The following is a 17,044-nucleotide window of genomic DNA, read 5'->3' on the forward strand; positions in this document are numbered from 1 at the left end:
CAACTGCTGTGCGGTCAAGGCCGGTTGCCCATCGTGCCATGCGCGCGGGGGCGCTCGCTCGGGTGCACTCCGCCGGAGCGTGACCGACGCCACGCTCCGTGGCCTTACGATGGCGCGGTGCTGGTCAAGTGGATTCGCTGCACCGTGGTGGACCGCCGCGGTTTCGAGCGGGGGCAGCGAAAGTGGGCGGGGCTTCTGGGTGAGCCGGGTTTCCGGGGACAGGGCGGGGGCTGGAGCCGGGGGCGGGCCGGTGTGGCGCACATCTTCGCCTTCTGGGAGAGCCGTGCCTTCTACGACTCCTTCATGGCCCGCTCGCACGACCGGCTTGCCGCCGCTCAGTCGGGCACCTTCAAGGACTCACAGGTCAAACTCTTCGATCATCGATTCGACGTGAAGACCGGTTTCGAACCGCGCTTCACGGACGCGGACCTGCTGCGGGTGGCCCACTGCCGCATCCACGAGGAACGGGCCGAGCACTTCGCGCTGATGCAGGAGAAGGTCTGGAATCCCGCGATGGCGGGCTCGCCCGGCATGGTGCGAGGGCTGTTCGGTGAGGCGCCGGGCCATGAGTTCCTGATTCTGTCCATGTGGCAGTCGGCCGCCGAGCACGGAAAGTACCGCTCCGAGCGCGTGGAGCGGCTCGCGCTGCGCGCCCAGACGGAGGCCGACGTCGCGGCCCTCGCGGGCGACATCGTCGGGTTGGAGCCCACCTGGACGGTCTGACGGGAGCGCTTGTCGTGGGTGCCCTATGGGCGGGTGATGTGTGATCTACGCCGTACGGAGCCCGTATGAGTGCTCGATCGGCCGTCAGCCGTTTTAGGGTCTTGGCATGGTACGACCACGGCGCATCGTCCTCGTCCGGCACGGCGAGTCGGCGGGCAACGCCGATGACACCGTGTACGAACGTGAACCCGACCACGCTCTGGCGCTCACCGAGAAGGGGTGGCAGCAGGCGGAGGAGACGGGCAAACGGCTGCGGGAAGTCTTCGGGCGGGAGCGCGTAAGCGTGTACGTGTCCCCGTACCGCCGTACCCACGAGACGTTCCGGGCCTTTCATCTCGACCCCGAGCTCATACGGGTGCGTGAGGAACCGCGGCTGCGCGAGCAGGACTGGGGAAACTGGCAGGACCGCGACGACGTACGCCTCCAGAAGGCGTACCGGGACGCCTACGGGCACTTCTTCTACCGCTTCGCGCAGGGGGAGTCCGGCGCCGACGTGTACGACCGGGTCGGCGGTTTCCTGGAGAGCCTGTACCGGAGCTTCGAGGCGCCGGACCACCCGCCGAACGTGCTCCTGGTGACGCACGGCCTGGCCATGCGCCTGTTCTGCATGCGCTGGTTCCACTGGACGGTCGCGGAATTCGAGTCACTGTCGAACCCGGGGAACGGCGAGGTGCGGATGCTCGTTCTCGGAGACGACGGCAAGTACACGCTCGACCGGCCGTTCGAAAGCTGGCGTGACCCCGAGCCGTACGGAGTCAGCGGGATAGAGTGGCAGAGCGATGACCGTTGACTCCTCTCCCAACGGGCGCCTGGACCGTGCCCTGGCCAGCTTGCGCGGACTCGCGGTGGGAGACGCGCTGGGCTCTCAGTTCTTCGTGCCCGCGAACTATGCGCTGCTCAAGTGCCGAGAACTGCCGTCCGGCCCCTGGCAGTGGACGGACGATACCGAAATGGCCTCCTCCGTAGTGGCCGTTCTGGCCCGGCACCAGCGCATCAACCAGGACGAGCTGGCCCGCTCCTTCGCCGAGCACCACGACTTCGACCGAGGCTACGGGCCTGCGGTCAACCGCCTGCTGAGGCAGATCCGGGAGGGGGGAGACTGGCGCGAGCTGGCGTCCGCCCTCTTCAAGGGACAGGGCTCGTGGGGCAACGGCGCCGCGATGCGCATCGCCCCCCTGGGAGCCTGGTACGCGGACGACCCCGAGCAGGCGACCCACCAGGCGGAGATCTCGGCGTACCCGACGCATCAGCACCGAGAGGCCGTTGTCGGTGCCATGGCCGTCGCCGCGGCAGCCGCCCTGGCGGCCGACCCCGCGGGCCCGCCGAGCGCCGAGGCACTGCTCGACGGCGTCATCGCGCTCGTCCCGCGCAGCGCCGTGGGGGCGGGGCTGCGGCGTGCCCGGGACATGCTCGACTACGGGGACACCGCGACGGTCGCCGCCGTACTGGGCTGTGGACGGCGCACGACGGCGCACGACACCGTGCCGTTCGCTCTCTGGTCGGCGGCCCGGACCCTGAGCGACTACGAAGAGGCCTTCTGGACGACTGCCCAGGTGGGCGGCGACATGGACACGACCTGCGCCATCGTGGGCGGCGTGGTCGCCTCCGGGAAGGCCGGGGCTCCGCCGGGCGCGTGGGTGAAGCGGACGGAGGCGCTGCCCGACTGGGTGGCGATTGGGGCGTAGGGCATAGGCGGACGGGGGCGACCGGGGGCAGGGCGCGTGCCCCGTCAGGGAGCGTGTCGCCCCGGCGGGCGGCTTCCGGAGAGCGTCACAGCCCAGCGTGCGGAGCGGGTGCCGCGGATGCGGCATCGTCCCATGTGCCCTCCGTGCCGCGCGCGCCACGGACGCCGTTGCCGTCCGCACAAGGCCACCGAGACGCATGAGGCTCTCTCTGTCACAGGCTTGCTACAGCGTGGCCGCCAGGGTCTGAGGCGGTCCGGCTGTGGATACTCTTTCCGCCACGCCGCCTGTTGATCATGCCGGGCGTGCGCCGACGAGACACCGGTCACCAGCCTTCCGCCCCAGCGGCGTCCAGTGGGTTGCGCATGGGCCGGCTGGGAGGGGGCCCGTGTCCGACATACCGTCCACGCCTGAGCGGAGAGATCCGGAACCGGCGAAGTCGAGGGATCCCGAAGACTCCGTCCGCACATTCGCGTCCACGGGCGACCGGACCGAGTCCACCGACGACGCCGACTGGGCCCAAGCGTCATTCACGCCCGTTCCGTGGCTGGCCGACTTCCAGGCAGAGCGGGCGGCGCCGGTGCGTACCGCCACGTTGTGGGCCGTGCTCGCCACCGGTGTACTCAGCATGCTGCTGTTGGGGGACGGCCTGGCAGTCAACCTGCTGCTGGTCGCGATCCCGGCCGCGCTCGCCGCGTACTTCGCAGCCGAGGCTGCCGGACGCCGCCCCCGCCTGTGGACCCTGGCCTGGGCCATCGGCGGGCTCGCCCTGCTGATCGTGCCCGCCCTGCGCGACGCGGACTGGCCGTCGTTCCTCGCCGGCGTCACCGCGGTCGCGCTCGGCTCGCTGGCACTGCACGGCGGCCGTACCTGGCCCGCCGTCCTACTCGGTCCCATCGGCGTGTTCAATGCCCTGGTCACCGGCCCCACCTGGGGCTGGCGAGGGCTGCGTGAACGGTCCGGCGGCGGCCGAGGCAAGCTGGGCGTGGGCCTGCGTGCGCTCGTCGTGACCGCGATCCTGCTGCTGGTCTTCGGAGCGCTGTTCGCGAGTGCCGACGCGGCCTTCGCGGATCTGCTCGGCGATCTGGTGCCGGATGTCTCCGTCTCCGGTGTACCCAAGCACGCCCTGCTCCTGGTGCTCGGCCTGGCCGGATCGCTCGCGGTCGCGCACACGGCCGCGGCGCCCCTCCGGTGGGACCGCGTCGAGGTGCCCGAAGGCCGGCCCCGTGGCCGCGTCGAGTGGGCGCTGCCCCTGATCGTGCTGACCGTGCTCTTCGCGGCCTTCAACGCCGTCCAACTCGCCGTTCTCGTCGGCGGATACGACACCGTTCTGGAGAAGACCGACCAGACATACGCCCAGTACGCGCGCCAGGGCTTCTGGCAGCTGTTGCTGGTGACGCTTCTGACCGTGCTCGTCATCGTCTTCGCGCTGCGCTGGGCGCCCCGTGACGGCGCGCGCGACCGGACGCTGGTACGCGGAGTGCTGGGAACTCTGTGCGCCCTGGCGCTCGTTGTCGTGGCATCAGCTGTGCGGCGTATGGACATGTATGTGGGGGAGTATGGGCTGACGCGACTGAGGATCTCGGTGGTGGCCGTGGAGCTCTGGCTCGGTCTGGTCATCGTGCTCATCATGGCGGCCGGAGTGTGGGGCGCCCGCTGGCTGCCGCGTGCCGTCGCCGCCACCGCCGCGGCAGGTGTGCTCGCCTTCGGGCTGATGTCGCCGGACGCTTTGATCGCCGAGCGCAATGTGCAGCGGTACGCGGATACCGGCAAGTTCGACCTCGACTACGCGCGCGACCTGTCCGCCGACGCCGTACCGACCCTCGACAAGCTGGCGGAGCCGTTGCGCTCCTGCGCGCTGCGGTTGCTCGCGGACCAACTGCGTGAGGACAATTCACCCTGGTACGCCACCAGCTGGGGAGAGGCCCGCGCCCGGGACATCCTCCGCGACCGGCCGCCGTCCACGGGCGTGGACTGGAGTGTGTGCGCCGACTTGGGGGAGAGCGCCGCGTACCGCTGAGCGCAGGGGTTCATGCCGCACAAGGCTCGGCACTGTGTCGTACTGCGGATGGCCGGATCGTGGTCCTCGCCGTCTGTCCCCGGACCCGATCCGGCCTCCGCAGCCCCCTTGTCAGCCCGCGGCAGGTCCTGCCGTGCCGGCGAGGGCGTCCAGGTCGCTTTTGCGGACCCGTATCACCACCACGGCGGTGACCAGGGCCACAGCGGCCATCACGGCGGCCGGGATGAAGGCGGTCGAGATGCCGTGGGCGAGCACTTCGTGGCCCCAAGGAGCGGGCAGCTGGTTGGTCTTGGCGAACTCCGCCTGCTGTTCCGGCGAGGAGTCCGTCAGGAACCTCGGCATCTGGTCCTTCGCCTCGTCACGGCTGGCGGAGCCGAAGACCGTGGTCAGGATGGAGAGTCCGAGCGAACCGCCCACCTGCTGCGTGACGTTGAGGAGCCCGGACGCCGCGCCCGCTTCGTGCTGGGCTACGCCGGAGACCGCGGTGAGGGTCAGCGTCACGAAGTTCAGGCCCATGCCGAAACCGAAGAGCAGCATCGGGCCGAGCACCCCGCTGACGTACGAGCTGTCGGGGCTGATGAAGGTCAGCCAGCCAAGGCCGAGCACGACGAGGGTGGATCCGACGACCATGAACGGCTTGGGGCCCAGTACCGGCAGGAATCGCTGTGAGAGACCGGCGCCGATGCCGATCGCGGCCGTCACAGGGAGGAAGGCGAGACCGGCTTCGATGGGTGTGTAGCTGAGCACGTTCTGCACGAAGAGGACGATGAAGAAGAACATGCCGAACATCGCGGCAGCCAGGCTGAGCATGATCACGTATGTGCCCGAGCGGTTGCGGTCGGCGAACATCTTCAGCGGCGTGATCGGTTCCTTCGCCCGGCTTTCGATGAGGGCGAAGCCCAACAGCAGGACCACGGCCGCGGCGAATGACCCGATGGTGAGGCTGTCGCGCCAGCCTTCCTCCGAGGCGCGGATGAACCCGTACACCAGGGAGGCCATACCGGCCGTCGAGGTGAGCGCGCCCGCGATGTCGAAGCGTCCGGGATGGCGCTCGGACTCGTTGATGTACATCGGCGCGAGCACGGCGATCAGTACACCGATGGGCACGTTGACGAAGAGCACCCAGCGCCAGTCGAGCCACTCGGTGAGCATGCCGCCCGCGAGGAGACCGACGGCGCCACCGCCTGCGGAGACCGCGGCGAAAACGGCGAAGGCCCGGTTCCGTTCCGGGCCTTCGGGGAAGGTGGTGGTGATGAGTGCCAGCGCGGTGGGGGACGCTATTGCGCCACCCACACCCTGGAGGGCGCGTGCGGCCAGCAACTGCCAAGGCTCCTGGGCGAGTCCGCCCAGCAGCGAGGCGAGCGTGAACAGCAGGATGCCGGTCATGAAGACCCGGCGCCGACCGAGGATGTCACCCGCCCGGCCACCGAGAAGCAGCAGGCCACCGAAGGTGAGGGTGTACGCGCTGACCACCCAGGTCAGCTCGGTCGTACTGAACTTGAGTGCGTCTTGAATGTGCGGGAGGGCGATGTTCACAATCGTCGCGTCGAGTACCACCATGAGTTGGCAGGCCGCGATGACGGCGAGTGCGATGCCGGGATGCCCCTCCCGGCGGGCCGCTCCTGGCTTTGGGTCTTTGACTAACTGAGAGGTTGTCACCATGGTTCCCCCACAAGTGCGTTAGTGAACGCTCGCGTTCACTGTCGCGTCAACGGTAGTGAGTCCCCGACAGTGAACGCAAGCGTTCACTGAAGTCGCTGCCGCGTGGCGTCACTCGAACGCTCGCCCTACCCCGAACTCCCCGCTCCCCCACGCACAACGGAGATACTCAGATGGTGACTTCGCGTTGGACGGCCGCCCCCGCTCAGGCGGCCTCCCTGCGTCGACGCGGTGCCGTGCTCGAACGCGCGATCCTCGACGCCGCGCTGGAGCAGCTCAGTACCGTCGGCTGGAACGGCCTCACCATGGAGGGTGTCGCCGCGCGCGCCCAGACGGGCAAAGCCGCGGTCTATCGACGCTGGCCGTCCAAAGAGGACCTCGTCGCGGACGCGCTGAAGGCCGGACTGCCGAGCTTGGCGGAGGCGCCCGACCTGGGGAGCGTCCGGGAGGACCTCCTGGAGCTGTGCCGACAGGCGCGTGAGGCGATGTTCTCGCAACCCGGGTTCGCACTGCGTTCAGTGCTTTACGAATGCGACGCATCGCAGGCAGAACGCTTTCACGGTGTGATCCTCGGCGGGGTCATCGAGCCGACCAAGCGTCTCCTGCGAGAGATCGTTCACCGTGGTATTGAGCGGGGAGAGGTGCGTCCCGACGCCGCGAACTCCTATGTCTTCGACGCCATTCCGGCGATGATGATGTACCGCTCCAAGGTGTGCGCCAGCGAATGGGGTGAGCGGGATCTGGAGGAGATGATCGACCAGCTGATGGTCCCGCTGCTGCGGCACGGGGGCGCCTGATCCTTGCTGACGGGGGGGTTGTGGTTGCTCGGGGAAACCTGGGTGTCGCGAGGGTCTCCCGGCGGCGTAGGCTGAGGGCGCCATGCCGTACGAACCACCTACCCACACCGTCGAGCGCTCCCTCCGCGCCACGACCGGAGCGAAGATCATTGCCGGTGTCGACGAGGTGGGCCGCGGCGCCTGGGCCGGCCCGGTCACCGTCTGCGCCGCGGTCACGGGGCTGCGTCGGCCACCCGAAGGCCTCACCGACTCCAAGCTGCTCACCGTCAAGCGGCGTACCACGCTGGCCGTGGAACTGGAGAAGTGGGTGACGTCGTTCGCCCTGGGGCATGCCTCTCCGGAGGAGATTGACGACCTGGGGATGACTGCCGCGCTGCGGCTCGCTGCGGTGCGCGCCCTGGAGGCCTTGCCGGTCCGCCCCGACGCGGTCATCCTCGATGGGAAGCACGACTACCTCGGGTCGCCGTGGAAGGTCCGTACGGTGATCAAGGGTGACCAGTCCTGTGTGGCCGTCGCGGCGGCCTCGGTGATTGCCAAGGTTCAGCGCGACAAAATGATGGCCGAACTGGGTATCGACCATGCAGACTTCGGTTTTGCGGCCAACGCCGGGTATCCGTCCCCGGTGCACAAGGCCGCGCTGGAGGAGCGGGGCCCCACTCCGTACCACCGGCTGTCCTGGGCGTATCTTGATGCGCTGCCCCAGTGGCGGCACCTCAAGAAGGTCCGCAGCTGGGGGAACGGAAGCGGTCCGGAGATCGAGGGTCAGCTCGGCTTCGATTTCTGACGGTTCCGCTCGCACTCATGTGCCACCCGCCGACGCTAGTCGCACCGGCGTTTGATAAAAATCAGCTCATGCCTCTCATTCCCGAGGAGCCTCAGATTCACGAGAGTGCCCAGGGTCCCCGCGCCACTCCGGCCAGTGGCCGAACCGCGCCGACCCCCCGTCCTGTACCCGGTCCCCGTCCCGTGGCTCCGCCGCGTCCCGGACGTCCGGGACCTGTCCGGCCGATGCCGGCCCAACGCACCCCGCGCGAGCCGGTCGTGGCCGCGCCGGGGCCATCCGTCCCAGCGGCCGCTCCGGCTGCCGCCACCCCGCAGATCCAGCTGATCCCGGCCTCGGCCGAGGGTGCGCTGGATGCGGCCGAAGAAGCCGTCGACCTGCTGTTGGAGTCGGGCCGCGCCCCCGGTGAGGTGCTGGTGATCACCACCGGTGAACCGCATCCGTGGGCCGCGCACGAACTCTCCTTCGGTGAAGCCGCCTACTGGGCGCAGCACGACGCGGGCGACGACGTCTTCTACGCCGACGCCTCCGCCGCGGGCCGGGCGGTGTCCCGTCCTGTGGTCGTGGTCGCCGTCAACGGCGGTCCTGACGCTGTTGCCGCCACCGCCCTGCCGCTGGCTCTCGGTCGGGCCGGCGCCCTGCTGATCGTCTGCGGTGACCCGCAGCAGATCAACTCGGTGCTGGGCGCCGGGGTCTGAGCGAATCCCGGACGGTGTCCGGGGGCGCTCGCGGTGCCCGAAGGCGACGGAGGTGGCCCTGCGGCGGCACTTGTACGGCGGTCTTTTCGACGTGCGCGCAGTGCGCGACGCTGCCTGGTTGTCGGTCGGTCGGCCGTGACCGGTCCGGTCACGGTTGCCCCACCGGTCGTCCCAGGCTGCCCCAGCTCGGCTTTGCGAGCTGAGGCGGCCGCCATGGCGCGGGCTGACATGCTCGGGCCACGGGGGCCGCGTCCCCTCGGGGCGGGGCGGAGCCTGGAGGGGGTCCGGCTCAGCGCGCCGCCGCTCGGCGCAGTACGTCCGACGCGGCGCCTCCGGTGCGTGGCAGCGGCGGCGGTGCCGCGGTCGTGGCGAAGGACTCCGGCGGCGAGTCCGTGTGCGGACGGCGTCCGCCACGGCCCTCGCCGAGAACCTGCCAGCCGTCCTGCGTCAGCGTGATGTACGCCCCGCAGCGCAGCCCGTGGAGTGTGCAGGCGTCCCGCAGCCCCCACATCCACGCCCCGTCCTCCTCCGTCCAGCGCGCCTCACCCTCACGGCAGTAGAGCAGCACAGCGGTGCGCACCGGGGTGCGGCGCCGCAGGTCGTGCGGGATGACCCGGCGCAACTGCGCGAGCAGGGCGTTGCGGAACACCCAGCCGTCGGCCGGAGCCGGACGCCGGGTGAACGAGGCGCTCGCCCTCAGCCGCTCGTCCGCGTCGAGGACGGCCACGATCGCGGTCGCAGGTCTCGGCCGGTGCCGTGCGTGAAGTCCGCTGACGACCTCACGGGGATTGCGCAGCAGCGGAATCCCCGCGGCGGCCCATTCGGCGGGTTCGAGCATCCGGGCCAGTGGGTTGGCGGAAGCGGCGGACAGGTCGGCAGACGTCGACATGGATGCCGCCGAGGACGGAGCGAATCCGAAGGTCACGGTCCTCCCTTCGGCTACGCGCCCACACAGCGGGCGAGGTCGGACTGGGGGAGCGCACACCGCAGCAGGGCCCTACCGGACCACGGGCGAGCCGTGCGGGGAGCGGACCTCAATTCTCCTTGTCGAACTTGGTTGCGGCAACGAGCAATTGGGGCCACCGACCGTTTTCCTGCCGTACGTCGTTTATATCCCTGCCCCGTGTTCTTGATGACGACACGTGAGCCATGCCTGTACTGCCAGGACCAGGGGCAACACACCCTGCGCCGCGGAGCGTCGGAGCGTGCGCGCGGCCACCGCGAGGGTCCAGCCGGTCTCCGTCGCGTCGTCCACGAGCAGCACGGGACCGTCCGTTTTTTGCGGGCGGCCGATTTCCGGGATCCGCGCTCCCAGCGACTGGATCAACCGTGGACGCGTACCCAAGGCCATGGCGGCCACACCGACCGGGCGCGGCAGGCCCGCCGGTCACGTCTTGCGGGGCTCGACGTCGACGCCCGCGTGGCCGAGTTCGCCGCCGGCCGCGGCGAGCGCCGCAGGGGACACGGACGTCTCGAACCGGGCTTGGCGCTCTGACCTGCGCAAACGTGTTGATCCAGGGTGGTCGTGGCCGAGTGATGTGTCCTGGCCATCCTCGATCGGCGCGTGGCCGGTGGACCGTTCACGAGGTTGTTGTCACGCGGGGTGAATTGGCCGATTGGCCTTGCCATCGGGTTGCATGGGGGCATGGACAACCTGGAGCTCCGCGCTGAAGCCGATGCCATCCTCGCTGAGCTCGTCGGTGCCCCGGGGGGTGCGGCGCGGCTGCGGGAGGACCAGTGGCAGGCGGTGGCGGCTCTGGTGGAGGAGCGCCGGCGTGCCTTGGTGGTGCAGCGCACCGGCTGGGGCAAGTCGGCGGTGTACTTCGTCGCCACGGCTCTGCTGCGCCGGCGTGGCTCCGGCCCCACGGTGATCATCTCGCCGCTGCTGGCGTTGATGCGCAACCAGGTCGAGTCGGCGGCGCGGGCAGGGATCCGGGCGCGCACCATCAACTCGGCCAACCCGGAGGAGTGGGACACCATCTACGAGGAGGTCGAGCGCGGCGAGACCGATGTTCTCCTCGTGAGTCCGGAACGCCTCAATTCTGTAGATTTTCGCGAGCAGGTGTTGCCCAAGCTTGCGGCCACGACCGGTCTTCTGGTGGTCGACGAGGCGCACTGTATTTCCGACTGGGGGCACGACTTCCGCCCCGACTACCGCCGGTTGCGCACGATGCTGGCGGAGTTGCCGGCGGGTGTGCCGGTCCTGGCCACGACGGCGACGGCCAACGCGCGGGTGACCGCGGATGTGGCCGAGCAGTTGGGGACGGGGGGCGGGGGCGCTCTGGTTCTGCGGGGGCCGCTGGACCGGGAGAGCCTGCGGTTGGGGGTCTTGGAGTTGCCGGATGCGGCGCATCGGCTGGCGTGGCTGGGGGAGCGGCTGGGGGATCTGCCGGGTTCGGGGATCATCTACACGCTGACGGTGGCGGCGGCGGAGGAGGTCACCGCGTTCCTGCGCCAGTGCGGGCACACCGTGACGTCGTACACAGGAAAGACGGAGAACGCCGATCGGTTGCAGGCAGAGGAGGATCTGCTGGCGAACCGGGTGAAGGCGCTGGTGGCGACCTCGGCGCTGGGGATGGGCTTCGACAAGCCGGACCTGGGATTCGTGGTGCACCTGGGGTCGCCGTCGTCCCCGATCGCCTATTACCAGCAGGTGGGGCGTGCGGGGCGTGGTGTGGACCATGCGGATGTGCTGCTGCTGCCGGGGCGGGAGGACGAGGCGATCTGGGCGTATTTCGCTTCGGTGGGCTTCCCGCCCGAGGAGCAGGTGCGGCGCACGCTGGCGGTTCTGGAACAGGCGGGTCGTCCGCTGTCGCTGCCTGCGCTCGAGCCGTTGGTGGATCTTCGGCGTTCGCGGCTGGAGACGATGCTGAAGGTCCTGGACGTGGATGGGGCGGTCAAGCGCGTGAAGGGGGGCTGGACCGCCACGGGGCAGCCGTGGGCGTACGACGCGCAGCGGTATGCGTGGGTGGCCCGGCAGCGTGAGGCGGAGCAGCAGGCCATGCGGGACTACGTGGCGACCACGGGGTGCCGGATGGAGTTCTTGCAGCGGCAGCTCGACGACGAGAAGGCCGTCCCATGCGGTCGCTGCGACTCCTGCGCCGGGCCCTGGCTCGATCCCGCCGTCTCGCCCGGCGCTCTCGCCGGCGCGGTGGGGGAGCTGGACCGCCCGGGGGTCGACGTCGAGCCGCGCCGGATGTGGCCCTCGGGTATGCCCGCGGTCGGGGTCGACCTCAAAGGCCGTATCCCAGTAGGCCAGCAGGCGGCCACCGGACGTGCGCTGGGAAGGCTGTCGGACATCGGCTGGGGCAACCGCCTGCGTCCGCTGCTCTCGGCGCAGGCCGCGGACGGGCCGCTTCCGGACGACGTGCTGACCGCCGTCGTGACGGTGATGGCCGACTGGGCGCGCTCACCGGGCGGCTGGGCCGGCGGCGGCCCTGACACGGTCGCGCGGCCGGTAGGGATCGTCGCCATGCCCTCCCGCACCCGCCCGCAACTGGTCGCCTCACTGGCCGGGGGCCTGGCCCGGGTCGGCAGGCTCCCGCTGCTGGGCAGCCTGGCCTACACCCCGCAGGCCGGCGAGCATGCGGCGCACCGCAGCAACTCCGCCCAGCGGCTGCGCGCCCTGGCCGCCTCGTTCACCGTGCCCGACGAACTCGCCGCCGCCCTGGCCCACACCCCCGGCCCGGTTCTGCTCGTCGACGACTACACCGACTCCGGCTGGACCCTGGCCGTAGGTGCACGCCTCCTGCGCCAGGCCGGAGCCGACCAGGTACTCCCACTCGCCCTCGCCCTGGCCGGGTAGACGACGGGCGCACCAGGAGCAGGCCGACGAAGAGCAGCAGCGCGGTGAACATGGCGAGGCCCGGGGTCAGTAACACCGCGGACTTGCCTCACTCCGCGCGCTGCACGACCCGGGCTCTGCGCTTCTCGGCTACCAGGGCCTCGATGGCGCGCCACTGATCCTCGCGCAGACGGGCGGCGCCCGCCGGGCCGCCGACGAGGCGGGCGAGTACGGCGTCGGCCGCGAGGCGCGGGTCTTCGTTGGTCATGCCCCCATGCAACCCGATGGGTCGGACATCGCGTGAACCAGCCTGCCGCCTTGTGGACAACTCGTGTCGTGTTCACGGCCGCGGTTATCCACAGGCCGAAGCGGAATTTCGAGATTCGCGGGATGGTCACGGCATGACGAATCACGACGAAGCGGCCGGTGCGTCCGGCAACGGTGACATCAGCGGGCATGGTCGACATGGGGGAGACGGCGTGCACGGTCGGCACGCAGCAGAGGGTGGGCGCGGCGGGCATGACGAAAGTGCCGCGGGCGGCGCGCGGAGGGGGCGGCTCGGGAGCGGAGGACCTGATCTGCCCAGCGAGCACCAGGTCACCCTGCGGACGCCGGCCGAACTGGCCGATGCCTTGCCGTACCTGCTCGGGTATCGGCCGGAGGACAGCATCGTGCTGGTCGCCCTGCACGATCGAGAGCGGCGCGGTCGCTTCGGCGGGCGTGCGCGGCTCGGCATCCCCGCCCACGCGGACGATTGGCCTTCCGTGGCCGAGCAGCTGGCGCAGGGTTTGGTGAAGGGAAGCGAGCGCAGAGGTGCCCGGCCCGAGAGCATGGTCGCCTACCTCTGCCTGGAACCGGAGAGCGGAGAGTCGGGACGGGACGTCATGGAACGTCTGCGGCCGCTGGCGCAGTTGCTGCGGACGGCCTGCGGTCGCCTTGACGTTCCTGTGATCGAGGCCCTGTGTATTTCCGACGGTCGCTTCTGGTCGTACTGCTGCCCGGGCCAGGGGTGCTGTTCGTCCGACGGGGAGCCGATCGGTTTGCCCGGCACCTCCGTCATCGCCGCCGCCGCGACTTACGCGGGCCTCCAGGTGCGGGGGTCCCTGCGGGAATTCACGGCCCGGCTCGTTCCCTGGGAGAGCGCGGTCGCGCTGGAGCAGGAGGCCGCGCTCGACACGGCGAGCATGGCTCTGGTCCCCAGGATCCTGGACGACGAGAGTCGCGCACATGTGGCTGCGGAGGCCCTCGAGCTGGCCCGGCAGATCATGAAGCGGCTGGCCGACGCTCCACCGGTGTCCGGCACCCGTCCGGCGGACCTTCGCGACGACGGACTCATGGAGCACGACGAGGCCGCCACGCTGATCCTCGGTCTTCAGGACCGCACGACCCGTGACCGTGCCGCCGAGTGGATGGAAGGGGACGAGGCGGGCCCGGCCCTGCGCCTTTGGCGAGCGCTGGCCCGCCGCTGCGTCGGCTCCTACGGCGAGCACGCCGCGGCACCCCTCACTCTGGCGGGCTGGGTCGCCTGGTCGACCGGCGACGAACTGGAGGCCCGGGAAGCCTTGGCCATGGCCCTCGGAGCTGATCCCGACTATCTCTTCGCCCGACTTCTGCACCAGGCGTGCAACGAGGGCCTGGACCCGGAATCGATCCGCCGCTGCCTGCGTGCGGAGCGTATCGGGCGCACCGGGGCGCAAGCGGGGCAACCATCGGAGCCCGCTCTCTCGGCGCCGCGTGATGTTGCCGGGCCGCGGCCGGGCTCGGGACGGCCAGGAGCAGCGGCCTCTTCCGAGCAACTCGACGTCGTGGTGCCGTCGACGGGCTCCGGCTCAGCCGGACGGACGGCGCAGTCCTCGGGCACCGCAACCCGTCGCCGACGTGGGGCGCGCTCGGCAGGAAGCGGGGGAGTCCGTCCGAGTCGTCGCTCCCCGGGGGCGGGCAGTCTCCATCGGCGTCGGCCTGCCGACGAAGCCTCACCGGCCGGGGACGGACCGGGCCGTGCGCCTGAGGGGACGAGCGGTCGGCCACGGGCCCGCCGTGAGGCCGGTCGGCGCGGTGAGGGGGAGGAGACATGAGCGCCGGAAGCAGAGTGAGGTGGCGAGCAACAGGCCGGGTGAACGTGCGGGTGTCCTTGGTACGGGGTGTCGCTCTGCTGGTACGGGGTGTCGCTCCGCGCCATGCGACGGCACGCCCTCACCTCCGTGCCATGGGTGGCAAACGATGTTGCTGCCGCGCCGAAGGTGGATCGCACGCTCACCACGACGAGGGACATGACTCCCTCGCGGCAGTGGACCGTCACGACGAAGGCTGCTCCCACCATGCCGATGACGGAAGGCGCTTCCATCCTGCCGGTGGTCGCCAGGGCTCCCGCCGCGCGGTGGGCGGGCAGTACGCCCACTGGGCCGTCGGCGAGCAGCAAATTCAGCGCGCCGATGACCCATGGGACGCGCATCGCGCCGATGGCGAGCAGCACGCGCACCGAGCCGATGGCGCCCTGTGTGCGTCTCCCCGCCCGATTGCCACGTCCCCTTGGTGCACCGACCGTGTCCCGGTCGGCCTGGACGCGGCCTGCCGACCACCTCACCGCCATTCGGTCGGCTTCCCCGGCCCAGGGCGTGACCCGGAGCCGGGCCATGCCGTTCACCTGTGTGGCGGTACGCGTGGCCGAGCCGCGCCGCCGCAACACCCCGACCCTCCGGAGCCCCCAACCCGGCGCCGAGTGCGCCCAAGGCGCACCGAGCGCGGAGGAAGCCGCCCCATGCTTTTGCCCAATCCGTCATCCAGCCCTGATGGCGACCTCCCGCCGGGTCGCCCGACTGCGCAGCCCTTCACGCGGCGAGGTGGTTCGTCGGCCCAGTTCGCCGGAGCGGAGAGCGCTTCGAGCTCCTTCAACGGAGCGGGCGGTCCCGCAACTCGTCACGCGCCGAACGCGCCGCGCCGGACCACGGACCTGCCACCGGCGCACACCGCGCTGATCTGCGTCGCCCTGCCGGGACTGGCGATCTCCACGGAACAGGGGCAGCTGACCGGCCATGGACTGGAGGGGTTCTACCGCGGAGGTCGGCGGATACTTTCCCGCTGCCAGGTGCGGGTGGCGGGGCGCGAACCGCTCGCCGTGCAGGCCCGGATGGTCGCGGCCGACCGAGCCCGCTTCGTGGGGACGGTCCGCGCGTCCGCCGACGGTGGCCCGGATCCGAACGTGGTCGTGGAACGGACACGCTACGCGGACGGCACGGAGCGGATCACCCTGCAGAGCGCCGCTCCGCGCACCCTGCGCCTGCCCGTCGAAGTCGCCCTGGGCACGGATCTCGCGGAGCTCGGCTCGGTTGCCTCGGGCCGTGCGGGGCCCGAACTGCCGGCCAGCGTCCACGACTCGGGCCTGCGGTGGTCCTGCGCCGCGGGAAACTCGGCAGTTACCGCCGACCCGCCGCCCGCCGATGCCCTGGCCTCCGCGGGGCTGCTCCGGTGGGAGATCGAACTGCCGCCCGGCGGAGCGCGAAGCGTGGAGCTGCGGGTACGTCCGGACGGCGCGGGGCTCATCAGAGCGGTGGGACACGGCGCGGCGAGCCCGCTGTCCCAGGCCCGGGCGGTGAGCGACGATCCCAGGGTTCCGGCGTTCCTGCACACCTGTGTCGAGGATCTCCAGGCCCTGCTGCTGCGTGACCCCCTCCACCCGTCCGACACGCACCTTGCGGCAGGGGCGCCGTGGCGCTGCGGCCTGGCCCCGGCCGAGGCACTGGCCGCGGCCCGGATGACGTTGCCACTCGGCGCTGGGCTCGCCGCGGGCACTCTGCGGACTCTCGCCCGCACCCAACTCGCGGGCCCCGGACCGCAGTCCGGCCTGATCCCCGGACCGCGCCGGGACGCGGGCCCGCACCTGCCTCCGGGCTGCACGGCCACCGAAGCGACCCTGCTGTTCCCCGTGCTCCTCGCGGAAGCCCGGCGCTGGGGCCTGGCGGAGCATGAGACGGCGGAGTTGCTTCCCGCAGCCGAGCGCTGCCTCACATGGCTGCGGACTGCCGTCGGCGGCGGCACCTACGTGCCCGACCCGGACCCCGGCGGGCCGCTTCGCTGCGAGACGCAGGCGCACGCCCATCGGGCGGCACTGCTGGGCGCCGATCTGCTCGACGCACATGGCAGACCGGGTGGTTTGGAGCTGCGGCAGTGGGCGCAGGAGCTGCGGACCGCGTTCCGCGAGGACTTCTGGGTCGACGACAGGGGCGGCGGCAGACCGGCGGCCGCCCGAGCCCTGGACGGGCGCCTTGTGCCGCGCCTCGGTGCGGGTAGCGTCCACCTCCTCGACACGGGACTGCTCGGCTCCGGCGCGCTGGCACCCGGCCTGCTCGACAAGGTGCAGACGGAGCAGCTTGCGCGGCTGCTCGGCGGCCCGGCCATGGACTCGGGCTGGGGGCTGCGCAGCCTGGGCGTCAGCGAGGCGGCGTACAACCCCTTCGGCCACCGGGGTGGCGCCGTGCGCGTTCAGGAGACCGCGATCGCCGTCTCGGGACTGGCCGCCGCGGGCTACGAAAAGGAGGCGGGCGCGCTGCTGCGGGGGCTGCTGACAGCGTCCGAGACCTTCGGGCACCGACTGCCCGAGATGTACGCGGGAGAGCAGCGCACGGAGGCCGGCGCCCCCCTGCCGCATCCCGCGGCCTGCCGACCGGCGGCCACGGCAGCGGCAGCCGGGGTACTGCTTCTCACCGCCCTCGCCGGGATCCGCCCCGACGCCCCGGCCGGGACGGTGACACTGCGCCCGGTCAGCAGCGCACCGCTGGGCGAGATCGGGCTGACCGGACTGCGGATCGCGGGCGCCCCCTTCTCCGTGCGCATCAGCAGGCTCGGTCTCGCCATGGTCGAGGAGGCGGCCGACTGGCTGCAGTTGGGAGTGTGACCCTTGCGG

13 protein-coding genes and 1 pseudogene are annotated in these 17,044 nt (G+C 71.1%); 10 read left to right on the forward strand and 4 right to left on the reverse strand.

Features of this window, described 5'->3' with window-relative positions:
* Window positions 1–117: 117 nt before the first annotated feature.
* The 4 genes from ACX28W_RS22595 (at window position 118) to ACX28W_RS22610 (ending at window position 4,425) form a co-directional block, all read left to right on the forward strand.
* The gene (locus ACX28W_RS22595) at window positions 118–723 is read left to right on the forward strand and encodes a YdbC family protein (RefSeq protein WP_459000914.1); all 606 of its coding nucleotides are present in this window, start codon (window positions 118–120) and stop codon (window positions 721–723) included.
* Window positions 724–829: 106 nt separating this feature from the next.
* On the forward strand, window positions 830–1,513 hold the full coding sequence (locus ACX28W_RS22600) for a histidine phosphatase family protein (RefSeq protein WP_459000915.1): 684 nt from the start codon (window positions 830–832) through the stop codon (window positions 1,511–1,513).
* On the forward strand, window positions 1,503–2,408 hold the full coding sequence (locus tag ACX28W_RS22605; protein WP_459000916.1) for an ADP-ribosylglycohydrolase family protein: 906 nt from the start codon (window positions 1,503–1,505) through the stop codon (window positions 2,406–2,408). The genes ACX28W_RS22600 and ACX28W_RS22605 overlap by 11 nt, the downstream gene beginning before the upstream one ends.
* A gap of 385 nt (window positions 2,409–2,793) precedes the next feature.
* Entirely contained in the window at window positions 2,794–4,425 is a 1,632-nt protein-coding gene (locus ACX28W_RS22610) for a DUF4153 domain-containing protein (protein ID WP_459000918.1), read from the forward strand.
* Window positions 4,426–4,536: 111 nt separating this feature from the next.
* Here ACX28W_RS22610 and ACX28W_RS22615 read toward each other — a convergent pair whose 3' ends face one another.
* Window positions 4,537–6,084 (reverse strand): MFS transporter, encoded by a 1,548-nt coding sequence (locus ACX28W_RS22615; protein WP_459000919.1) that lies wholly within the window; start codon window positions 6,082–6,084, stop codon window positions 4,537–4,539.
* Between the two features lie 173 nt (window positions 6,085–6,257).
* Between ACX28W_RS22615 and ACX28W_RS22620 the strand changes: the two genes are divergently transcribed.
* The 3 genes from ACX28W_RS22620 (at window position 6,258) to ACX28W_RS22630 (ending at window position 8,360) form a co-directional block, all read left to right on the forward strand.
* The gene (locus ACX28W_RS22620) at window positions 6,258–6,881 is read left to right on the forward strand and encodes a TetR/AcrR family transcriptional regulator (RefSeq protein WP_459000920.1); all 624 of its coding nucleotides are present in this window, start codon (window positions 6,258–6,260) and stop codon (window positions 6,879–6,881) included.
* A gap of 82 nt (window positions 6,882–6,963) precedes the next feature.
* On the forward strand, window positions 6,964–7,665 hold the full coding sequence (locus ACX28W_RS22625; protein ID WP_459000921.1) for a ribonuclease HII: 702 nt from the start codon (window positions 6,964–6,966) through the stop codon (window positions 7,663–7,665).
* A gap of 68 nt (window positions 7,666–7,733) precedes the next feature.
* A complete protein-coding gene (locus tag ACX28W_RS22630; RefSeq protein WP_459000922.1) occupies window positions 7,734–8,360 on the forward strand; it encodes a hypothetical protein in 627 nt (208 codons plus the stop codon).
* A 289-nt stretch (window positions 8,361–8,649) separates the two neighbouring features.
* On the opposite strand, the gene ACX28W_RS22635 is transcribed toward ACX28W_RS22630, so the two are convergent.
* Window positions 8,650–9,285: a hypothetical protein gene (locus ACX28W_RS22635; RefSeq protein ID WP_459000923.1), complete on the reverse strand. Its 636-nt coding sequence runs from the start codon at window positions 9,283–9,285 to the stop codon at window positions 8,650–8,652.
* 183 nt (window positions 9,286–9,468) lie between these two features.
* A pseudogene (locus tag ACX28W_RS22640) lies at window positions 9,469–9,735 on the reverse strand (hypothetical protein); the annotation flags it as partial.
* Window positions 9,736–10,005: 270 nt separating this feature from the next.
* Between ACX28W_RS22640 and ACX28W_RS22645 the strand changes: the two are divergent.
* On the forward strand, window positions 10,006–12,165 hold the full coding sequence (locus ACX28W_RS22645) for a DEAD/DEAH box helicase (protein WP_459000925.1): 2,160 nt from the start codon (window positions 10,006–10,008) through the stop codon (window positions 12,163–12,165).
* A gap of 88 nt (window positions 12,166–12,253) precedes the next feature.
* Here the strand turns inward: ACX28W_RS22645 and ACX28W_RS22650 are convergent, their stop codons facing one another.
* Window positions 12,254–12,412, reverse strand: a complete 159-nt coding sequence (locus ACX28W_RS22650; RefSeq protein WP_459001008.1) for a hypothetical protein — start codon at window positions 12,410–12,412, stop codon at window positions 12,254–12,256.
* Window positions 12,413–12,545: 133 nt separating this feature from the next.
* Between ACX28W_RS22650 and ACX28W_RS22655 the strand changes: the two genes are divergently transcribed.
* A complete protein-coding gene (locus ACX28W_RS22655; RefSeq protein ID WP_459000926.1) occupies window positions 12,546–14,219 on the forward strand; it encodes a DUF4192 domain-containing protein in 1,674 nt (557 codons plus the stop codon).
* A gap of 683 nt (window positions 14,220–14,902) precedes the next feature.
* Window positions 14,903–17,035 (forward strand): glycogen debranching N-terminal domain-containing protein, encoded by a 2,133-nt coding sequence (locus ACX28W_RS22660; protein ID WP_459000927.1) that lies wholly within the window; start codon window positions 14,903–14,905, stop codon window positions 17,033–17,035.
* The last annotated feature ends 9 nt before the right edge of the window (window positions 17,036–17,044 follow it).

The organism is Streptomyces sp. SD15, from assembly GCF_054462255.1.

Coding starts and splice junctions, on each gene's coding strand:
- ACX28W_RS22600 (WP_459000915.1), top strand. CDS start 830: ATGGTACGACCACGGCGCATCGTCCTCGTCCGGCACGGCGAGTCGGCG.
- ACX28W_RS22605 (WP_459000916.1), top strand. CDS start 1,503: ATGACCGTTGACTCCTCTCCCAACGGGCGCCTGGACCGTGCCCTGGCC.
- ACX28W_RS22620 (WP_459000920.1), top strand. CDS start 6,258: ATGGTGACTTCGCGTTGGACGGCCGCCCCCGCTCAGGCGGCCTCCCTG.
- ACX28W_RS22625 (WP_459000921.1), top strand. CDS start 6,964: ATGCCGTACGAACCACCTACCCACACCGTCGAGCGCTCCCTCCGCGCC.
- ACX28W_RS22630 (WP_459000922.1), top strand. CDS start 7,734: ATGCCTCTCATTCCCGAGGAGCCTCAGATTCACGAGAGTGCCCAGGGT.
- ACX28W_RS22645 (WP_459000925.1), top strand. CDS start 10,006: ATGGACAACCTGGAGCTCCGCGCTGAAGCCGATGCCATCCTCGCTGAG.
- ACX28W_RS22650 (WP_459001008.1), bottom strand. CDS start 12,412: ATGACCAACGAAGACCCGCGCCTCGCGGCCGACGCCGTACTCGCCCGC.
- ACX28W_RS22655 (WP_459000926.1), top strand. CDS start 12,546: ATGACGAATCACGACGAAGCGGCCGGTGCGTCCGGCAACGGTGACATC.
- ACX28W_RS22660 (WP_459000927.1), top strand. CDS start 14,903: ATGCTTTTGCCCAATCCGTCATCCAGCCCTGATGGCGACCTCCCGCCG.